This window comes from Euryhalocaulis sp., assembly GCF_013911995.1.
GTDB lineage: Bacteria > Pseudomonadota > Alphaproteobacteria > Caulobacterales > Maricaulaceae > Euryhalocaulis > Euryhalocaulis caribicus.
Genome location: NZ_JACESD010000003.1, coordinates 69493 through 90264 on the forward strand (window position 1 = coordinate 69493; position 20772 = coordinate 90264).

Below are 20772 nucleotides of genomic sequence, written 5' to 3' on the forward strand. Positions count from 1 at the left end.
GATCAGTATTTATAGTTCAGCCGGACGCCGAATGTGCGCGGCCGCAGCGTGCTGAACCGGGCGTCGGCGAAGCCTTCCGGATGGGAATAGATCAGCGAGTGATCGTCGAAGGCGTTCTCGACATACAAGGTCGCCTTGAAGTGATCGCCGAAATCGGCCCCGGCCGACATGTTCACGGTCTCATAGGCTTCGGTCGGCGCGTATGTGGGCGATTGCACGCCCGGCTGACCCGGCACGTTGGGGAACTGGTTCGGATATCCCTGAACGTGACGCGCATTGACTGAAAGGAAACCGTCCACGGTCGCGGTAAGCGGTCTGGTATAAGTCAGGTAAGCCCCGCCCTGGAACTCCGGGAAGGCCAGCTGGATTCCCTTCACGGCGCCGGAAATCGCCGCCTCTTCAGGGGTAAGGTCCGTGACTTCGGAATCGTTGAACGAGCCGTTCAGACCGATGCTCAGTCCATCGACCGGCCTTGCGGTCATCTCGAACTCTATGCCCTTGCTGGTGGCGCCGCCGATATTGGTGGCGAATTGCACCTGGTCGGACACGCGGTTGGCCTGAACCTGGATATTGCTCCAGTCGATATAATAGGCGGCGAGATTGGCCGACAGCTTGCCGTTGAACCAGTTCCCCTTCACGCCGATTTCATAGTTCTTCAGATCATCCGAAGACGCCCCGTCGGGAATGATGATGTCGTTCGGGTCGACGGAGCTGGGAAGGCCGGCGCGCGCATTGACCGCCGGCGCGCGGAAGCCGGTCGAATAAGTCGCATAGGTCGTGACATTGTCGACCGGTTTGAATGATGCGCTCAGCTTGTAGGAGAAGCCCTTTTCGGTGCCTTTTTCTCCCGTCGCCGGCTGGATCTGGGTAACCGTGAGCGGACCGGGAATACCGAAGAGCGCGTTGGTCAGATAGTTGCTGTTATAGCCGCCCTCGGCAAAGCTCTGGACGTCCAGAGAGCCGTAGCGCAAGCCGCCCGTGAGCCAGAAGCGGTCGCTGAAATTATAGGTCGCCTCGCCAAAGGCGGCGATCTCTTCCGAATTCGTGTGGTTGAAGGCGCGCTGGTAATATTCGTCCGGCAGGCCGGTCATCCCGAATGCGTCAAGGAAGGCGGGGTCGGAGCGGTAGAAAAGGTCCGTGTCCCGCCGCTTGTAATAATAGAACCCGCCCACGATCCATTGCAGACGGCTGTCCCCGCTGGAAACCAGCCGCGCCTCCTCGACGAACGCCTTGTCATAGGCGAAGGCGTCGAGAGCAAAGGGAATCGCGCCGCCGAAGGTGGCGTCCAGATCGATGATGAAGGATTGCGCGTAGTAGGAGTAAGTTGTCGAGCTGGTGAAATTCGCGAAGCCCAGATCGTACTCGAACGTGGCGTTATAGGAGTCGAGATCCCCGCCAAAGACGTCCGGCCGGCGCGTGTTCCGCGTTTCGCGGTCCGGGTCGAGATTCGGGTTTATGAGCTGGGAGTCTTCGGGCTCGCTTTTCTCATGCAGGGCCATCAGGCGCACGGACGCCTTGCTGGTCGGCTCCCACAGGAGGACCGCGCGGCCGCCCCAGTTCTCCAGCGTGTTCGCATTATCCTCGCCGGTGCCGATGTTCTCGACCCAGCCTTCCTCGTTCCGGTAGAAACCGACGACGCGGAGCGCCAGCTTGTCCTCGACCAGCGGGATATTGACCATTCCGTTATAGCGTTGACGGAACGAGTCGCCGTCCGTCAGGCCGAAATCGACCAGCGCCTGGGCGTCGAAATCATTCAGATCAGGGCTTTTGGTGATGATACGAACCGCGCCGGCCAGCGAGCCTGAGCCGAACAGCGTGCCCTGCGGACCGCGAAGGAATTCCACCCGTTCAACGTCGAACAGCGTCGAGTCCAGCTGGGTGGAGTTGCCGTTCGCCGAGATCGGCAATTCGTCGATATAGACCGCGACCGAGTTCTGCAGGTTCGCCTGGTAGCCGTTCGTGGCGATGCCGCGCACGGAGAATGTATTGAAGTTCGCGGTCGGTTTGTTGAGTACCGCGCCCGGCGTTTCGAGCGCCAGCCCCTCATAACCGACAATCCCCTTGGTGGTCAGCTCTTCCTGCGTGAAGGCGGTCACGCTGAGCGGCACGTCCTGAAGGTTCATTTCACGGCGGGTCGCCGTCACGACAATTTCGTCCGCCGCGCCCGTTTGTGTCCGGGTTTCACCGGACTGGTCCGGCGCGGTCTGCGCCATAACGGCGGCTGGCGAAGCAAGAAACGCGACCGCAGACGCGGACGCAAACAGCACGTATTTCATAACCTTATCCTCCCCATTAGCCGGTCTGTTGCCGACTATTCCCGGCACGCTACTGAAAATAATATTCACTGACAAGAGTGTGAATGACTTGCGCCCCTCCAAGCCGGGAGCTATCCCCGAAAGGATGGTTTCTGAATTTACCAGCGCGAATGAAGCGTTCTTTCCGGCGCCTGGGGCGGAACACGCGGCCTGTCCGGTTGCGGTTAAAATTCAACTGTTTATGAACAATGCGGTAGCCTTCGCTCCCGAAAAGCAAAGGCGGCGGGAAAGGGGTTATCTTGCCAGCAAATCCTAATCCGCAGCGCAAACGCCAGACCAAGGCGGAGAAACGCGCCGAAACCATCGAGCAAATTCTCGATGTGGCGGAATACCTGTTTTCAAGGAATGGCTTGCACGGCGTCACGCTTAAGGACGTCGCCAAGCGCGTGGGCGTTCACCACACGCTCCTGAACTATTATTTCGACGACAAGCAGAAATTGTTCGATGCGGTTTTCGCGCGCCGCGCCGCGGTGACCAGCGAGCGCCGCATGAAGGCACTGGACGCCTATGACGCGGAGACCGGCGGCAAGCCCACGGTCGAGGGCGCGCTTCACGCCTTCCTGGATACCGACCTCGATCTCTATATCGAAGGGGGCGAGGGATGGCGCAATTACGGCGCGTTGAGCGCCCAGGTCGCCAACACGCCGGAATGGGGCGCCGACATGATGGATCAGCATTTCGATCCGGTGGTCCTGCGCCTTATCGAGCTGTTGAAACAGGCCCTGCCGGACGCCGCGGAAGAAGATATTTTCTGGAGCTACCACTTTGTGTCCGGCGCGCTGATGCTGACGCTGGCGCGCACGGGGCGGATCGACAAGCTGTCCGGCGGATTGTGCAAATCCAGCGACTACGCGGCCGTCAAGGCGCGCATGGCGCATTTCATGGCCGCGGGCTTCTACAGGATTTGCGGCAGGCCGGAACAGGAAACCGGCTGATCGAATGAACCCGGACCGCGACGGCTTGGCGCACGTCGCGTTTCGTGCATTAACTCACAAGAGAGCGAACGAATAATATTTCACGAAACGACGCGGATCGAGGCGCATCCATGAAACAGGGATCATAAGCAAGACCGCGGCAATCAAGGTCTGAAAGCCGGCGCAAGACCGGCCAGACCATAAATGGGGAGGAACGCTTATGGCTGTCGGGGAAAACGCGGCGCCGGCCACTCATGACCCGAAACAGAGCAAGGTCATGGTTATCCTGGCATCATCGCTGGGCACCATGTTCGAGTGGTTTGATTTTTATCTCTACGGCCTGCTGGCCGGGTATATTTCCACGCAATTCTTTTCCGGCGTCAACGAAACGACAGCCTTCATCCTGGCGCTGGCCGCCTTCGCCGCCGGTTTCGCCGTCCGGCCGTTCGGCTCCATCGTCTTCGGGCGCGTGGGCGACATCGTCGGGCGCAAATACACGTTTCTGGTCACGATGGGATTGATGGGCCTGTCGACCTTCGCGGTCGGCTTCCTGCCCAGCTATGACGCCATCGGCATTGCCGCGCCGATCATCCTTGTCGCGCTGCGCCTGCTGCAAGGCCTGGCCGTCGGCGGGGAATATGGCGGAGCCGCGACCTATGTGGCCGAGCACGCGCCAAAGGGCCGGCGGGGCTTTTTCACCAGCTTCATCCAGACCACCGCGACCATCGGGCTTTTCACCGCCCTGCTTCTGGTGATCGGCCTGCGCACGGTGATGGGGGAAGGAGCATTCGCCGACTGGGGTTGGCGGATCCCGTTCCTGCTCTCGATCTTTCTTCTGGCGATCTCGCTCTGGATCCGGCTGCAACTGGCCGAGAGTCCGGTTTTCCAGAAAATGAAAGACGAAGGCTCGACCTCCAAAACGCCCTTGAGGGAAGCCTTCGGACGCTGGTCCAACCTGAAATTCGTGCTGATCGCCCTTTTCGGAGCCGTCGCCGGGCAGGGCGTCATTGGCTATACGGGGCAGTTCTATACGCTGTTCTATCTGGAGCGCATCGCGGACGTCGATCCGGCGACATCCAATATCCTGCTGGTCATCGCGCTGATCATCGCCACGCCGACCTTCGTGTTCTTCGGCTGGTTGAGCGACAAGATCGGGCGCAAGAAAATCGTCATGACGGCGTGCGTTCTCGCCGCCCTGACCCTGTTTCCGCTCTTCAAGGCGCTGACCAACGCGGCCAATCCGGATTTCGCCCGGGCGGTGCGGGATGCGCCGGTCACCGTGGTCGCTCATGCAGATGAGTGTTCTTTCCAGTTCGACCCGGTCGGGAAGAACACGTTTGACGAGACCAGCTGCGATATCGCGAAAGCCTATCTGGCCCGCAACGGCATCAATTATTCCAATGCGGACGCGCCGGCCGGAACACCGGCGCAGGTGCGGATCGGCCAGACGGTCATCACCGTTCCCGACCCCGCAAGTCAGGGCGAAACCGAACTGGCGGCGGAGATCGAGGATTTCCAGGGCCGGATCAGCGCACAACTGATCGCGGCGGGATATCCGAGCGAGGCCGATCCGCAGAAAATCAACCGGCCGCTGGTTATCGCGATCATCGTGACAATCATGCTGATGGTGACCGCGTCCTACGCGCCGCTGGCCGCGATGTTGGTTGAGCTTTTCCCGGCGCGCATCCGCTACACCTCGATGTCGTTGCCCTATCATATCGGCAATGGCTGGTTTGGCGGCTTCCTGCCGACCACCGCCTTCGCGCTGGTCGCCGCAACGGGCAATATTCACTATGGGCTGTGGTACCCGGTGCTGGTCGCGGGGATGACCGCGGTGGTCGGCATTGTCTTCCTTCCAGAAACATTCCGGAGGAATATCGATGACTGATCAGACACGCCGTGCCGGGGAAGGCACGACGACGCGCCGGCGCTTTCTGGCCGCCTCGGCCGCCACGCCCCTGATCGCCGGGAGCAATCTGGCCACAGCCGCGCCGGACCATGCCGGAGCCGTCGTCGCCGATTTGCAGCGATATATCGGGTTCGGCGGCAAACAATCGGGTGGTCCGGGCGATGAGGCCTGCGGCGCGTGGCTGGAGGCCGAACTTGCCAGGGCAGGCTTTAAAACAGACCGCCAGTATTTCTCCGCGCCCTGGTTTGAAGCCGAACAGGCAGACCTTGCAGCCGGTGACGCGAGGGCCGCGCTGTGGCCGCAACCGATTGTGCAGTCCACCCCGGCGGAGGGGATAACCGCCCCCATCGTGCGGGTGGACGCGCAGGGACTCGCCGCACAGCCGCTGCAAGGCGCCATTGCGCTGATCGACCTGCCCGCCGGCCGCTGGTCGTCCATGTTCTGGGAGCCGGTCCGCAAACCCGTGGACGCCGCTTTCGCCGGGGGCGCGGCCGCTTGCGTCATCGTCACCAACGGGCCGACCGGCAAGATCATCGCGCTGAACACCGATGGCCGTGAGTCGCTTTACCCAAAGCCCATGGCTTTGCTGGCGCCCGAAGACGCCGCGCCTTTCTTCGCCGCGGCCATGGAAGGCCGGGAAGCCACCCTGAGGCTGACCGGACAAGGCGGGCGCAGACAGGCCTTCAATCTGGTCGGGAAGCTGGACCGCGGCCATGGCCGCTGGCTGGTCGTCTCCACGCCGCGCTCGGGCTGGTTCACCTGCGCGGGGGAGCGCGGCGGGGGCATCGCCGCATGGCTTCACCTGGCCCGCTGGGCGGGCCGCGCGGCGCCGGGTTACGACCTCGCCTTCGTGTGCAATAGCGGTCACGAATACCAGTATCTGGGCGCCGAGGAATTGCTGCACAACGTGGCGCCGCCCCCGGACAAGACCGCGTTCTGGCTCCATCTGGGGGCCAATCTCGCCTCGCGCGACTGGCATGACGGGGTCGGGTCGCGCAGCCCGCTGCCCGGCACGGATTCCCAACGCTATCTGGTGGTCAGCCCCGGACTTCTTCCTGCCGCGAGAAAGGAATTTTCCGGCCTGGCGGGACTGGAGGCGCCTTATGGAAGCGATCAGCTTTCGGCCGGCGAACTGACCAATATCATCGAAGCGGGCTATGCCCCGGTCGCCGGCGTTTTCGGAGTTCACCGCTTTCATCACGTGGCGGAGGACGATGAACGCTGTGTGTCCGGCGAGAATGTCGCGGCGACGGTTACGGCGTTCCAGCGCCTGCTGGAGCGCGCTCTACAGGGAGGCTGACATGTCTGGACTGCCCGGATTGACCCGCGTGTTTCGTGCGGTTCGCGCGATCTGCCGCGTCCTTGTCCTGCCTGCCCTTGCCGCCTGTGCGGCGGGGGCCGCGGCGGAAGCGCCGGCGGCCAACCCGATTGTTGCAACGGCGCAAGGCCGCGTTGAAGGCGTCCAGAAAGACGGGCTGACGGTCTTTAAGAACATTCCCTACGCCGCGGCGCCGGTCGGCCCGTTGCGCTGGCGCGCCCCGCAAGCCGCGCCGTCCTGGGAGGGCGTGCGCGATGCCTCGGCTTTCGGGCCCAGCTGTATCCAGCCGGCGATTCCGCCAACCAGCATTTATTACGACCCGCCGCAGTCCGCTTCAGAGGATTGCCTGAGCCTGAATGTCTGGGCGCCGGAAGACGCGGAAAACGCGCCCGTCATCGTCTGGATACATGGCGGGTCCCTGCGCATTGGCGGCGCCGCCGAGCCGCTCTATGACGGGGCGGAGCTGGCGAGCCGTGGAATTGTGCTCGTCTCGATCAATTACCGCCTCGGCGTTCTGGGGTGGCTGGCGCATCCCGGTTTGAGCGCGGAGTCGCCGAACGCCGCATCGGGCAATTATGGCCTGCTGGACCAGATCGCGGCGCTGCGCTGGGTCCAGGAGAACGCCGCCGCGTTCGGCGGTGATGCGGATAATGTCACGATCATGGGGGAATCCGCTGGGGCGCTGAGCGTCACCTATCTGATGAGCAGCCCGCTGGCCCGCGGCCTGTTTCACAAGGCCATCGCGCAAAGTCCAAATATCCGGGCCGTGCCGGACCTCACCCGCTCCGCCCATGGCTTGCCGTCAGCGGAAGCGATCGGCGCGAAGCTGGCCGCCGGCCTTGGCCATCCCGGCGTCGAAGACCTGCGCGCGATGGATGCGCAAACCCTGACGGACGCCGCCGCCAGGAAGCGTTTCCCCAGTCAGGGGACCATCGACGGCTGGTCGCTTCCCCGACAAGTGATCGAGGCGTTCGAGGACGAGGCGCAGGCCAGGACGCCTTTACTGGCCGGGTTCAATAGCGGCGAACTGCGCTCCCAGAGGATTTTCCTGCCGCCGGAGCCGGAGGACGCGGCGGCCTATGAGGCCGCCATTCGCTGCGGTTATGGCGATCTGGCTAACGCATTTCTGGACCTTTATCCGGCATCCGACATCGGACAATCGATGCTGGATACGCTGCGCGACGCCATTTATGGCTGGGCCGTGGAACGCATGATCCGCGAACAGTCTTCGGACGGCCTGCCCGCCTATCTCTATATCTTCGACCATTGCTACCCGGCGGCCCGGGCGCGTGATCTCTGCGCCTTCCACGCCAGCGAATTGCCCTTTGTTTTCGGCAAGACGGGCAATGAGGCGGCGTTCCCGCCCAACTGGCCGGTTCCGGAGGGCGATGGGGAAGCGGCGCTTTCTTCGGCGATGATGGATTACTGGGCGTCTTTCGCCAGAACCGGAACGCCGGAGAGCCGAAACAGCCCGCATTGGCGTCCCTATTCCGACGGTCAGTCCTATCTGCATATCGGCGACATGCCCGCCGCCGCCCGCGACCCGCTGCCCGGCATGTTCGAGATGCAGGACGAACTTGTCCAACGCCGCCGGGAGGCGGGGCAACAATGGTTCGTTAATGTGGGCGTCAACGCCGCGCCAGGCTGCGATACCGGGACGGCCTCCCCGCAGTGAGATGTCCCGTACTCAACCGCCCCGGTATCGCGCGCTGGCGGCGCTTTCAGGAATCGGGACCCCGCCGGGCCAGCTCCTCGGCCGGCACGGCCTCGCCCGTATCGGTATAGATGCAGGTATAGGTCTTGGGCTGCGCGCCGCCGCTCTTCCGGTAGAGATACATATCGCTCTGGATCAACTGCCCCTCCGGCGCGAGGCCGTAAGTGAAGCGGGAATAGACCAGGTCCATGAAGGTCGACCCGACCAGCAGGCCGCCCACCCCGTCGAGCCGGTGGAAAGCCAGCGCCCATTTCCCCGCCTGGTCGCCTTCCTGCACATAGTAGGAATATTGCTCCGGCGAGAGGGTGATCTGAAGCTGATAGGCTGAATAGCCGTAGCAGGTTTCGCCCATGTTCAGCGTCACGTCCGGCAACTGGTAATCAGAGGGTCCGCCCTTGGTGTAATAAAGACCCGTCCAGTTGCCGTTCTCGTCATAGGTGCGCGTGAAGATCGGCTGTCCGTCAGGCCCCGTCATCTGCGAGAGCGGAGTCATGATCGGATAGAGATATTGCGCATCGCCCTTGAACCGGGACGAACCGGAATCGAGGAAGAAGGTCTGCCCCTGAAGCGCGGGAAGCGGCGTTCCCCCCAGAAAGACGTTCGCCAGCTCGGTTCCCCAGAGATAACCGATCGCCGCCTTTTTCGGGGCCAGCCGCGCCTCGGTCTGCTGGACATATTGGGAGGGATCCCCCGGCCCGCCCAGATAGGTATAGCCCGTCCCCGTCGAGGGTTCGGTCACCATGGCGAACTCCGGCTGGGCCAGAACGCCGGATTTGAACAATTCGCCCATCAGGAAGCCTGACCCCTGTTCCACCCAGGTGGAGGTCGAGGGCATGCCGATCCCGCCGCCCCAGGCGAGATATTCGAATTTCGGCCCCTCATACTGAACCGAAGCAAAGAAATTGCTCGCCTGATATGAAACGCCATTGATCCCGACCGGGACCGAGCCGGTCCAGGTATACATGTCGCCCCACGGTCCGAACGAGCGCTTGGTCGAGCTGGTATCGATCCAGGTGAAACCGGGCTGCGTGGTGTTCACCTTCAGATGCGCGTTGCAGGCGGTGGTCTGGCACTTGTCTGACGTGGCCCAGAAAAAATTCGCGCCGCTGTCGATCGCCAGATGCATGGGGCTGGAGCCCAGCGTGATCGCATCGGTGTACCAGGGCGTCGCGCCGTAATCGGCCATCTGGCCGAGTTTCATGGGCACGGTCAGCATGGCGCCCGTATCCGGCGGCGCCTCGCCCCCCGTCGCACAGGCCGCCGGCAGCAACGCCGAAACCGCCGCCGCGAGAAAAGCTGCTTTCCTGTTAAATTGATGGGTCATGTCCCTCGCCTCCCCTGCGGTGGAATCAATCGTCGGATGATTTGGTAAAGGTCCACTGAGAGACCTGTGTCTGGGTATAGATCGTGTCGGCGGACGTGCCGCGGCTGGCATAGACCGTCAGGGTCATCACCCCGGTCGAGAAATCCAGACTGCCCGCCATGCTCATACAGACGCCGGCGTCGCCGACCCCGACGCTGACCGAGAGACCCTGACGGGCGATGCCGCCCGACTGTGCGTCCACATCGGTAAAGCCGACCAGAACATAGCGCCCCGCGGCGCTGGCCAGATCGCCCGTGACATAGCCGGTGCTGGGGCCGCTGACGCTCAGCTGCATGATCGTGCCGGGCTCCTCGTTACAGACCCAGACGCCGCTGATCGGGTCGGTTCCGTTCGCGCCCTCGCTGAGCGCGTCCTTGATGGAGCTGTCCGTCTCACCCTGTTTGGGCGTGTAGATTAGCTTGTCGATATAGGTGCCGACATTGGCGACGTTCGGGAAATTGTCCGTCGCGACCATGGCATGCATCAGGTAGAGCGTCGGCTGAGAGCCGCTGGTGTTCAACTGGCCGCTGAGGCCGGAAACCCAGTGCCAGCTGGGGTCGCCCTGCCCGCCCGTATAGGACCGCCAGTAGATGGAGAGCGCCGCGCTCTGGCCCAGCGACGGCGTGGGGTCGGATGGTCCGGCCATCCCGGCGACATAGTATTTTCCGGTGGACCCGGTTGAGGATGAATAGGTTCCGGCGATCAGACCGCCGGCAAACTGGCTCAAATTCATCACCGAACCGTAGCTGTTCGACCAAACTCCCGTCAGGCTCATCGATTTGTCCTCCCCTTAAGGCGCGATGTCAGTTCACGGGCGAGTCTTGCGCGTCTCAGGCGAATTTCGCCATCAGCGTTTCGGATAGACTCAAAGGAGATCGGTATAGTCCGGGGGTTCGCCCCCCTACCCTTTCGGGTAGTCGCCCGCGCGCTTCAGGCGGCCCGTCCGGAGCGCCGCGCAGCGGCGCGGCGGGCATAGCCCAGCCCGGCATAGATCATGAAGGCGGCGAGGATGGAATCCAGCGCCGCGACGCCGGTGAAGCTCGCCCGCTCCGAATAGGCCGCGTATCCGGCCGCCACTGCGCCGCCCCATGCGGCGAAGGCCGGCCAGCTGACCGCGGACTCCGTCTTCAGGGCCTCCAGCGAGAACGCGTCCCGGAACAGCAGCGCTTCGGACGCATAGATGCTGGCGATCGGGGGCAGCGCGATGCCCAGAAGAATGAGGTAGCGGGTGAGGTAATCCTGCGCGTGCAGCATCGCCAGCGCCGTCCCGGCGGTCCCCGCCGCCAGAAGGATCGTCCGCAAATCCACCCGCTTCAATATGGTCGCCACCGAAAGCCCGGCGGAATACAGGCACAGAACATTGGAGGACCATGAGGCGAGCAGCAGCAGGATGAAGGCCGGAACGCCGATTCCCAGCCCCAGCATGATCAGGAACAGATCCGACTGCCCCATGGCGACGCTGGGAATGGCCGCCAGCAAGAGCACTACGGGGAAACTGACGCCCAGCGCGATGACGGCGGACCATATGGCGTGCGGCCTGTTGCGCGCGAACCGGGCATAGTCCGGCTGGATGATCACGCCGGCGATATAGCTGCCGATTACGGCCGAAACGGCGGAGGAAAAGCTGAGCGTGCGCTGGTCCGCGGGCAGGCTCCAGCCATCGATTTTACCGATGGAAAGCGCGGCGGCGTAGATCAGGAAAAGCGCCATGAGCGGGACCAGCGCCAGGGCCAGCTTGTCGATTCCCTTGAAGCCGGAAATCGTGACCCCGACGATCAGCAGGCTGCCGATCACGGCGTAGATCTCGGCCGGGATCGACAGGCCGAGCGTCTGACTCACAAGCAAATCCGCGGCTTGCGCGAAAATATTGGATATCACGCCGAACCAGCCGATCAGGGACAGCGCGACGGCCAGGTTCGCCGCCGCGGCGCCGCGGCGGCCAAATGCGAATTCGGCCAGCATATAGGCGGAAAACCGCGATTTCACGCCGGCCCAGGCGGTCATCGCGCCCAGGACGGCCAGTGTCAGGCAGCCCAGAATGAACGCGGCGGCGGCATGGGCCACGCCCAGCCCGTCGCCAATCGCCGCCGCCATGAGGAAGCCGGGAATGGATATGGTTCCCCCGACCACCACCATGGCGATATGGAATCCGCCCACGCGCCGGTCCTGAGGCACCGGAACGCGGGCGAAATCATCCTTTACAGGCACGTCAGCCCGTGACGCCGTAGTGACGCTCCGCCTGTTCGGGCGTGATGTAGCCGTTCTTCAGGTCGGACAGGACGTGTTCCCGCGGCCGCGCCGCCGGTTCGCCATAACCCCCGCCCGTGGCGCTGATCATGCGGAACGTCTCGCCTTTCCTGGCGCGGACCGCCGTCGCCATCGTATAGCGCTCGCGGGTTCCATCTTTCCGGATATGCCAGGCCGCGTTGGTGGAGCCTTCCTCGCCGCCGTCCATCGCCCAGGGGCGCGTCGTGGTGCGGGTGGCGGAATAGGTCAGGAACGCCTCCTCCGCCGTTATGCGGTAGTCCAGAACCACGCCTTTCCCGCCGCGGAATTCGCCTTCGCCGCCATCCTCGTTATGGAAGGCGTACTGGTCGATCTCGAAGCCATAACGGCTTTCGGCAAGCTCGACGGGGATATTGAACGTTTCGCCGTTCGCACAGCAGAATTGTCCGTTATCCCCGTCCAGCCCGGCAGAGGCCCCCCAGCCGCCAAGCAAGGGCTCCCCCATCACGAACAGTTCGCCCGTATCGGGATGCGGTCCGGAAATGAACGTGGCGCCCACGGTTCGCTGGTGACCGGCGGGCAGCTTCTCCGGCATGTGCGGCGCCAGCGCCTTCCACATGACCTCGATCGCGGCGATCAGCGCCTCGTAATAGATCGAGACCGGCGCCGGCGATTCCGCGGAAATCAGCGTGCCCGGCGGGCAGACCACCTCCAGCGCGCGGAAACATCCGCCATTGGCCGGAATTTCCGTATTGGTGACCGCCTTGAAGGCGCATCGCGCGCCCGTGACCAGCCCCGTATAGCTGCAATTGATCGGGCCGTTGACCTGCGGGTCCGTACCGGTGAAGTCCGCGACCATGCGGCCGCCGTCAATCGTCACCTTGACCTTGATGCGGAACGGTCCGTTCCCGTGACCGTCCTCCTCTACGATATCCTCCGCCTCGAACACGCCCTGGGGCAGTTTCTTCAGCTCGGCCAGCGTCATGCGCTCGCCGTAATCGAGAAGGCCGGTCATCGCGGAAAGCACGGCGCTCTCGCCGTATTTGGACACCAGATCCAGAATCCGCTTTGCGCCCACCTTGCAGGCGGCGACGCCGGCGTGCATGTCACCGATTGTGCTGTCGGGCAGGCGGACATTGTCGCGGATCATGCTGACCAGTGACTGGTTCAGGCGGCCTTCGTCATAGAGTTTCAGGAAGCGGAAATGCAGGCCCTCCTGATAGATCTCCGTCGCCTCGGTCGAGACGCTGCCGGCGTGGGAGCCGCCGACCTCTGTCCAGTGGGCCTTGTTCACGGTCCAGGCGATCAGCCGGTCATCGTGAAACACCGGATAGACGATGACGACGTCCGACAGATGCGTGCCGCCGCCCTCATAGGGCGAATTGGTGATGAAGATATCGCCGGGCCGGACATCGTCTTCACCGGGATAGTGTTCCAGCGTGCTCTGCACGGCCGTGTCCAGCGTGGCGAGAAAGGCGGTCACGCCATTGCCCTGGGCCAGAAGATTTCCCGCCGCGTCCGTGGCGCCGACCGCGAAATCGGTCGTCTCATAGATGATCGGACTCATCGAGGTGCGGATCATGGCGTTGAACATTTCCTCGCCCACCGCGACGAGGGAGTCCTTGATGATTTCGAGCGTGAAGACGTCCTGTTTCATTGCCCTGACTCCTTGGCGCTGATCTGAATGCGGTAATTGCCAAACTTGTCGACGCTCAGCCGCTTGCCGGGCGGGATAACCAGGGTCACGGCCGGTTCCTGAACCACCGCCGGGCCGGTCAGCGTCATGCCCGGCTCCATTTTCAGGCCGTCATAGATGTCCGCCTCGACCACGCCGCCGCTGTCGAAATCGACCTCGCGGCGGGTGATATGGGCGTCCTCGATCTTGCGGCCCGTGACCGCCTTTTCGGCCAGGTCGGGCTTATCGACCGGCGCGAATGCGGCCAGATGGAAATTGACAATCTGGATGGGCGCGTCGAGGCGATAGGTGAAGCGCTGTTCGTGCAGTTCGTGAAACCGCTCCGCAGCGGCCGCCATGTCCGGCCCGCCATCGCCATTGGGCGGCAGATCCACTTTCACCGTGTGCTCCTGCCCCTGATAGCGCATGTCCGCCAGGTAATTGAATTTCAGGTCGCTGCAGTCGCCGACTTCGCCCGTGAAATCCACGCAGGCGCGGTCGCGCATTTTCGAAAAGGCGCGCGCGATGTCATTGCGGAAATCGGCGTGCAGCGGGGTCGGCCGGGTGCGCACATAGTCACGGCGCAGATCGGTCAGCAGCATGCCCCAGGCGGAAAACACCGCCGAGTTCACCGGCACGATGACCTCCGGCACGTTCAGCTCTTCGGCCAGCGATACGGCGTGCATGGCGCCCCCGCCCCCGAACGCGATCAGGGAGAAGTCGCGCGGATCGTGTCCCTTATTGGTTGAGACCAGCCGCAACGCATTGACCATGTTGGCGTTGGCGATGCGCACAACCCCGCGGGCCACGTCCTCCACCGACAGTTTCAGACGTTCGGACAAGGCGCCGAAAGCGTCCTTCACGGCGCGCCAGTCCGGCTCGACTTCGCCGCCGACAAAGCTTTTGGGGTCGATCCGGCCCAGCAGCAGATTGGCGTCTGTTGTCGTCGCCTTGCTGCCGCCCCGTCCGTAGGCGGCGGGGCCGGGCGAGGCGCCGGCCGATTGCGGCCCGACATGCAGCTTGCCGCCCTCGTCCACCCAAGCGATGGAGCCGCCGCCATTGCCGATCTCGACAATATCCACGACCGGAGTCTGGATGGGGTAGCCCGGATTCTTCGGCGTCCGCTCGATATAATAATCGGTGGATATTTTCACTTTGCCGTTTTCGACCAGCGCGCACTTGGCCGTCGTGCCGCCAATATCCAGAACAATCAGGTTTTCCTTGCCGATGGCACGGCCCATATAGGCGGCGGCGTAAATGCCGCTGGCCGGGCCGGATTCCACCATGGCCACGGGATTGGCCTTGGCCGCCTCCGCGCCAGTGATGCCGCCATTGGACTGCATCATGAAGGGATCGCGCTCGAACCCGTGCTGGCGCAGCCGGCCCTCCAGCCGCTCGATATATTTCTTGGCGGCCGGGTGGACATAGGCGGAGAGCACGGTGGTGTTCGTGCGCTCATATTCCCGCCATTCGCGGCTGATTTCATGCGACGCCAGAACCGAAACTTCCGGCCACTGATCCCGGATCGCGGCAAGCGTCTTGCGCTCATTTTCCGGCGCCAGATAGGCGTGCAGGAACGCGATGGCGATCGCCTCCACCCCCTCCTTGCGGAAATAGTCCAGGATCTCGGGCAGCTCTGACAGCTCCACGTCCCGCACCGTCTCGCCCTTGTGGTTCGCCCGTTCGGTCAGTTCGGCCCGCAGATGGCGCTCCACGAAGGGGGCCGGCTTCCTGAAATTGAAGTTGAAAAGGTCGGGCCGGTTTCCGCGCGCGATTTCCAGCACGTCGCGGAAGCCCCGCGTGGTGATCAGCGCGGTGCGCGCGCCTTTCCGCTCGGTCAGCGCGTTGATCACCACCGTGGAGCCGTGCGCAAAAAAATCGAGGCTGGCGGGATCGACGTTCGCCTTCTCCATCACGTTCATGACGCCGCGATCGAACTCCGGCGGCGTGGTGTCGGACTTGGCGGCGCGGATCGCCCCGGGCCTGCCCGTTTCCGGGTCAACTTCGTAATAAACAAGATCGGTGAATGTGCCGCCGACATCGGTGGCTGCGCGCTTGCGCCTGGATTGCATCGGTTCGCCCTTTTTTCGCGTATTTGCCGGAAAGCGTTCAGACCCGCGTCAGCGGGCGCCGGACGCGGGCCGGCTTTCCGCCAGCCCGCGCTTAAAGGCCTAGAACTCTTTCCGCAGATCGATCCGCCATTGCGTCGGCTGGGCGGGGTGGGCGAACCCCCCAAGCACGTATTCGGAATTATAGGCTTCGTCGAAGACGTTGTTCCATGTTCCGATCAGGCTCCAGCCGCCTTCCTGGTGCTCGATCCCGAAACGCAGATCGACCAGATCGAAAGCCGAGCGGGCGGTGGAGTTTTCCGGGTCCCAGAACTGGTCGCCGCGATGTTCGTAATCCACGCGGCCGAACAGGTTCAGCCCGTTCCAGTAAGGCGCGGTCCGGTATTGCACGCCCGCATTGAACGTCATGTCCGGCACATAGGGCGCCTTGTTGCCGACCGCGGCCGGGTTCAGGGCGTATTCCTCGACCTCGCTGTCGGTCACGCCAACGGAGGCGTAGGCGTCCAGCCCCTCGGCCAGATTGGCCGCCAGTTCCAGTTCGCCGCCCTGAAGGCTGACTTCGTCGATATTGACCAGCACCTGTGCGCCGACCGCGCCGACAAAGACAAAATATTGCTGCCCCTCGACCGTGGTGTCGAACACCGCGCCGCTAAGGCGAAGCCGGTCGCCGAGACGGCCCTTGAAGCCCAGCTCGTAAGTCTCCGTGATTTCCTCATCGACCACGTCCTCGACCCCGACAAGGCCGGCGGCGGCCGCCGCCGCGCCAACGCCGTTCTGGTTGAACTGGCCGCTGCGGAAGCCCTCGCCCCAGGAGGCATAGACGTTGAAATCAGGGGTAATCTGGTAACGCGCCGTCAGCTTCGGCTGCAGCTTGTCGTAAGTGGCGGTGTTGACCGCGCCGGGCGCGCCGCCGGTGTTCAACGGGGAAACGGTCTGTTCGCGCTCGTCCTCGTCATAACGCAGGGCCGCCGACAGCTCGAGCCGGTCGGTAACGTCGAAATCGACATTGCCGAACAGCGCCCAGGCCGTGTTGTCATTATCGTCCGCGAAATAGGTGAGCGTCGGGTTGGCCGGGTCGGAGAAGAGCGGCTCCCGCTCTACGCGCGTGATGCCCTGGCCGAGATCCGAGCCGGTGGTAGAGGAAATGAAGCGGTCAGTCTCCAGATAATAGACGCCCGCCATCCAGCGCAGCCGCTGGTCGGCCGGAGAAATGATCCGGAACTCCTGGCTCCAGGCCTCGATATCAACGAACTGGGTCTGGGTGCCGTCGGCAAACGGCACGGCGCCGGGACTGATTGTTGTCGCCGCGGTGTAGGGGAACTGGTCGCCCTGCAGATATTCCTGGAGATCGTTGTAAGAACTGACCGAGCGCAGCGTGACCCCGCCCAGATCATAGTCCATCTTCAGCGCGAACTCGTTGATATCACGCTCGTTAAAACCCGGATTGTTCGAATAGATGATGCGGCTGACCTCGTCCGCGTCGCCGCGGGTGAAATCCAGCGCGATCGGTTTTCCGTCCGGCCCCACGATGGCGGGCTGATACACATAGTTCAGGCCGCCGCCTTCGGCGCGGGATACGCTGGCGCGCAGGTCCGCCTCGAAATTTCCGGTGGGACGCCACAGCAGCTTGCCGCGCAACGTGATGTCTTCCAGATCGCCGACACGCTCTCCCAGCGTCTCGTTGATCAGGCTGCCGCCATAATCGCTGTAGCGCGCCGCGGCGCGGAACAGCAGCTTGTCTTCCACAATCGGGCCGCTGACCGCGCCCTGGAGAAGATGCTCATTTCGGCCGATGCCCGCGCGCACATGGCCTTCCAGAACATTGGAAGGGTCCTTCGTGGTGATCAGGATGGCCCCGCCGGTGGCGTTGCGGCCGTACAGCGCGCCCTGCGGCCCCCGCAGCACTTCGATCCGCTCCACATCGACCAGTTCCTGCGTGAACTGACGGGAATTGATCTGCAGCACGCCATCCACGACCGTCGCCACCGGCGGCTCGCCGTTCCGCACCTGTGTCACGCCGCGGATCGTCAGGGCCGACAGCCCGACATTCTGCGCTTCGTCGATGGTGACATTGGGCGTCAGGGTGATGAAGTCGCCCACCCGGTCGATGCGCGCGTCCTCGATCTCTTCCTCATTGTAGGCGGTGACCGAGATCGGCACTTCCAGCGCGGTTTCTATCCGTCCGCGCGCGCCGGTGACGACGATCTCATCGGTAATCGCGGTTTCCGATACAGCCGTGTCAGGCGAAACGTCCTGCGCCAGACCGGCCCCCGCCGGCGCGGCGATTGCGGTAGACATCAGAAAAAGACGGATTCGACGGTTCATGCTCTTTCCCCCGTATTGCACCCGGCGAAGCCGGGCGTTTCCGCGCCTCTCCCGCACGGAAACATCACCGCATAGAGTTTTGAAAAACCGGCGCAGGCGCAACGCCCGCCAAGTGTAGAAATTCAACTTTCCCGGGTAGGTCGGGTCCTGGCGGCAGAATCGCAGCCTACCCGTTCGGGTAGGTTTCTCCGCGCCCTTCAAGATCGCGGATGCGCGCCACCGCTTGCGTGCGGCGCTCCACGCCCAGCTTCTTGAAAATATTCTTCAGATGAAACTTCACGGTATGCTCGGTCAGATCAAGCGCGCGGGCAATTTCCTTGTTGGCGGATCCGTTGGCCAGCTCCTGCACAACTTCCTGCTCCCGCGCGCTGAGGCCTAGCGCCTCCAGCGCGCCGGTGGGGTCGTCGTTCACGCTGCGCACTTCCAGACACTCGCTGATGAAGTCCAGAAGCACGATATCCATGGCCTCGTTTCGCGCCTTTTTACGCACCGCGGCCAGAAGCGATCCCGATATCAGCGGGTTTCGGAAAGGCCGGCGCAGGCGCTCGGGGGCGGCAAGCAGCAGCGCGTCCAGCAGCGTTGCCAGCGCGCCTTCCCGGTTCCCCGCCTTGTCCAGAACGCCCGCCTTCATGGCCATCGCCTGAACCGTGTAGAGCTCAGCGCCAATGGAGCGGGCACAGGCTTCCATATCTTCCAGTATGGCAATCGATCTGGAGCGGTCCGCCTGTGCATGATGAAGCGCCAGCGCCGCGCCAGCCGCCTGATAGGGCCGCCATGCAAAGATATTCTCTTTCCATATTCCCTTGGGGAAGTCGGCCTCAAGGCGCTCGGCCAGCGCCGCGCCGGCGGCGGCCTCCCCCTTCAGGGCCAGAAGCCACAGGCGATGCGCTCTCGAAATATCGGTCAGGCGCCGGATGCCGCGTTCGGCGGCGGTCTGCTCGGCCCGGCGGATCGCCTCCTCGGCGGCCGCGAAAGATTGCTGGTCCAGCGCCGCGGCGACCTCCACGTCCAGCGCCTGGGCGTAGATCTCGAACCAGCCGTCATAGGTTTCCACATGCGCAACGGCGCGGCGGAATTCGCTGTGGTCGCCCGCCTTCCACTCGTCGCGCCAGTGCAACAGGGCGCTCAGCAGGAGATCGGCCAGCGACCGCAAGCCGCTATCCGCGCCAAAATTGTCCTCGGCCATCTGCCGCGCCTGACGGAAATTGGCTTCCGCTTTTTGCAGCCGCCCTTGATACAGCGACGCGCCGCCAGCATGGAGAAAACAGTAATTCAGGCCCAGGACGGATCCCGCGGCCCGCATGGCCCGCATGGCCTCCCGGCTGCGGTCCTCCGCGATGCGGATATTGCCGTTCGCCATGCTGACCAGCGCAAACGCACAGATCAGAACCCCGGTCGTCAAACCATCCGATGACGGGGTCTGGTCCAGCAATTGTTCCAGGCGGGCCGCTTTACGGGAATCGTATCGCTGATCCTCGTACATATCCGCCAGGGCGCAGATATTGACGAAATCGCGCGCCAGCGGCGCGTCATAGGGTTCCAGCGGGTCGATGTCTCCGCAGGTCTCCCGCACCTGATTCAGCAACATGCGGGCGTCGGGCAGATTGCCTTCCTTCAACGCCAGATAAGCGAACGCTATCTGTACCCGCGGATAGGCGGCCGCTTCCCGGAGCGGAATATTGCGCAGCAAATTGCGCAGATAACCGATCCCGCCATAAAGGATCAGCTCCCACCCGCCGGCGTCCTCGATCAGCTTGGCGCAGCGGTCCAGATCGCCGCCGAGCCGGGCATGGCGCACCGCGTCGGAAATATAACCCTGCTTGGCGTACCAGACGCTGGCGCGCATATGCAGGCCGGGAATGGCGTCCGGCATACGGCGCTGCAAAAGGCCCTGAAGATGCTCCGCGAACAGATGATGATAACGGTACCAGTCTGAGGGCTCCTCCAGCGGCACCAGCAGGCTCTGAAGCGGCTGCAGGCGATCGAGAACATCCCAGGCGTCGCTGCGCTGACACACCGCATTGGCGAGCGGCGCATTGAACCGGTCGAGTATCGCCGTCTGAATAAGAAAATCCGGCAGGTCTTCAGGCAGCTGGTCCAGAACCTGGTCGGCCAGATAGGCGGCCAGATGACCGCCATGCCCGGCCAGCCCCTCCAGCGCCGCGTCGATGGGGCGATCCCCGTCGATAGCCAGCCGCGCCAGCTGCACCGCCACGCCCCAGCCCTCCGTCCGCTGGAACACCGCGCCCAGTTGATCGTCGGTCAGGTCGGGGCGAATGACGGCGCGTGTTTCCTCTGCGGAAAAGCGCAGCATCTCGCCATCGATCTCCGCCGCCTGACCCGCCGCGACCCGCCTGCCCAGAGACAGTTCGGGCCTCAGGCGCGTGGAAACAATCAGTGAGAAGTTCGGCGGCAGCGCATCAATCATGCGCTCCAGCGCCTCATCGGTCTCCGGGTTCATGATGCGGTGATAGTCGTCAAGAACAAGGACGACCTGTCCGATATGGCCCGCAGCCGCCTGCAGCAACGCGCCAAAGGCGGAATCGATGGAGATTTCCGTCAGGCCCTGTTCCGCCAGCGCCTCCAGCCGGCCGGTATTCACGCCGGCCTCGCTCAACGCAAAGATCAGATAGGAAAGAAACTGCCGCAGATCCGCATCGTCTTCGTCCAGGCTCAGCCACGCCACCGACGCGCCGACGGCGGCGCATTGCTCCCGCCATTGCGCGATCAGCGTGGTCTTTCCAAACCCCGCCGGGGCGACCACCACGCATAAGGGGCGCCGCACGGCTTCATCGAGAACCGAGACAAGACGCTGTCTCGCCAAAAGGGAAACTTGCTGGCGCGGGGCGTCCAGCTTGGCGCGGACAAACCAGCGGCGCGGATTATTGGCGGTCAGTTCGTTCATCGTCGCGTCAACACAACTGACTGGTTTGTCTTTATCGCG

12 protein-coding genes are annotated in these 20772 nt (G+C 63.4%); 4 read left to right on the plus strand and 8 right to left on the minus strand.

The features are described 5' to 3' along the window. Positions 1-2 precede the first annotated feature (2 nt). A complete protein-coding gene (locus H2040_RS01455; RefSeq protein WP_287153712.1) occupies positions 3-2276 on the minus strand; it encodes a TonB-dependent receptor in 2274 nt (757 codons plus the stop codon). 278 nt (positions 2277-2554) lie between these two features. On the opposite strand from H2040_RS01455, the gene H2040_RS01460 reads away from it, so the two are divergent. The 4 genes from H2040_RS01460 (at position 2555) to H2040_RS01475 (ending at position 8131) form a co-directional block, all read left to right on the plus strand. Beyond that, entirely contained in the window at positions 2555-3250 is a 696-nt protein-coding gene (locus H2040_RS01460; RefSeq protein WP_287153714.1) for a TetR/AcrR family transcriptional regulator, read from the plus strand. 199 nt (positions 3251-3449) lie between these two features. Beyond that, a complete protein-coding gene (locus tag H2040_RS01465; protein ID WP_287153717.1) occupies positions 3450-5117 on the plus strand; it encodes an MFS transporter in 1668 nt (555 codons plus the stop codon). Next, entirely contained in the window at positions 5110-6438 is a 1329-nt protein-coding gene (locus H2040_RS01470) for a hypothetical protein (RefSeq protein WP_287153719.1), read from the plus strand. The genes H2040_RS01465 and H2040_RS01470 overlap by 8 nt, the downstream gene beginning before the upstream one ends. 1 nt (position 6439) lies before the next feature. Next, positions 6440-8131: a carboxylesterase/lipase family protein gene (locus tag H2040_RS01475; protein ID WP_287153721.1), complete on the plus strand. Its 1692-nt coding sequence runs from the start codon at positions 6440-6442 to the stop codon at positions 8129-8131. A 46-nt stretch (positions 8132-8177) separates the two neighbouring features. On the opposite strand, the gene H2040_RS01480 is transcribed toward H2040_RS01475, so the two are convergent. From H2040_RS01480 to H2040_RS01510, 7 genes are all read right to left on the minus strand, one after another. Further along, the gene (locus tag H2040_RS01480; protein WP_287153723.1) at positions 8178-9494 is read right to left on the minus strand and encodes a pepsin-like aspartyl protease; all 1317 of its coding nucleotides are present in this window, start codon (positions 9492-9494) and stop codon (positions 8178-8180) included. Between the two features lie 25 nt (positions 9495-9519). After that, positions 9520-10308, minus strand: coding sequence for an avidin/streptavidin family protein (locus tag H2040_RS01485; RefSeq protein ID WP_051122713.1), 789 nt, complete (start codon positions 10306-10308; stop codon positions 9520-9522). 155 nt (positions 10309-10463) lie between these two features. Beyond that, the gene (locus tag H2040_RS01490; protein ID WP_287153725.1) at positions 10464-11741 is read right to left on the minus strand and encodes a cytosine permease; all 1278 of its coding nucleotides are present in this window, start codon (positions 11739-11741) and stop codon (positions 10464-10466) included. Between the two features lies 1 nt (position 11742). After that, positions 11743-13416, minus strand: coding sequence for a hydantoinase B/oxoprolinase family protein (locus tag H2040_RS01495; protein WP_287153727.1), 1674 nt, complete (start codon positions 13414-13416; stop codon positions 11743-11745). Then, a complete protein-coding gene (locus tag H2040_RS01500; protein WP_287153729.1) occupies positions 13413-15506 on the minus strand; it encodes a hydantoinase/oxoprolinase family protein in 2094 nt (697 codons plus the stop codon). The genes H2040_RS01495 and H2040_RS01500 overlap by 4 nt, the downstream gene beginning before the upstream one ends. 99 nt (positions 15507-15605) lie before the next feature. After that, positions 15606-17801 (minus strand): TonB-dependent receptor, encoded by a 2196-nt coding sequence (locus H2040_RS01505; protein ID WP_287153731.1) that lies wholly within the window; start codon positions 17799-17801, stop codon positions 15606-15608. Between the two features lie 193 nt (positions 17802-17994). Further along, positions 17995-20733 carry a helix-turn-helix transcriptional regulator gene (locus H2040_RS01510; RefSeq protein ID WP_287153733.1) on the minus strand — a complete coding sequence of 913 codons (2739 nt, stop codon included), beginning with the start codon at positions 20731-20733 and terminating at the stop codon, positions 17995-17997. Positions 20734-20772 lie beyond the last annotated feature (39 nt).

What these genes read in the sequence shown, in the direction of transcription:
- H2040_RS01455 (WP_287153712.1), bottom strand. Translation starts at nt 2,276, where the DNA reads ATGAAATACGTGCTGTTTGCGTCCGCGTCTGCGGTCGCGTTTCTTGCT.
- H2040_RS01465 (WP_287153717.1), top strand. Translation starts at nt 3,450, where the DNA reads ATGGCTGTCGGGGAAAACGCGGCGCCGGCCACTCATGACCCGAAACAG.
- H2040_RS01470 (WP_287153719.1), top strand. Translation starts at nt 5,110, where the DNA reads ATGACTGATCAGACACGCCGTGCCGGGGAAGGCACGACGACGCGCCGG.
- H2040_RS01475 (WP_287153721.1), top strand. Translation starts at nt 6,440, where the DNA reads ATGTCTGGACTGCCCGGATTGACCCGCGTGTTTCGTGCGGTTCGCGCG.
- H2040_RS01480 (WP_287153723.1), bottom strand. Translation starts at nt 9,494, where the DNA reads ATGACCCATCAATTTAACAGGAAAGCAGCTTTTCTCGCGGCGGCGGTT.
- H2040_RS01485 (WP_051122713.1), bottom strand. Translation starts at nt 10,308, where the DNA reads ATGAGCCTGACGGGAGTTTGGTCGAACAGCTACGGTTCGGTGATGAAT.
- H2040_RS01495 (WP_287153727.1), bottom strand. Translation starts at nt 13,416, where the DNA reads ATGAAACAGGACGTCTTCACGCTCGAAATCATCAAGGACTCCCTCGTC.
- H2040_RS01500 (WP_287153729.1), bottom strand. Translation starts at nt 15,506, where the DNA reads ATGCAATCCAGGCGCAAGCGCGCAGCCACCGATGTCGGCGGCACATTC.
- H2040_RS01505 (WP_287153731.1), bottom strand. Translation starts at nt 17,801, where the DNA reads ATGTCTACCGCAATCGCCGCGCCGGCGGGGGCCGGTCTGGCGCAGGAC.
- H2040_RS01510 (WP_287153733.1), bottom strand. Translation starts at nt 20,733, where the DNA reads ATGAACGAACTGACCGCCAATAATCCGCGCCGCTGGTTTGTCCGCGCC.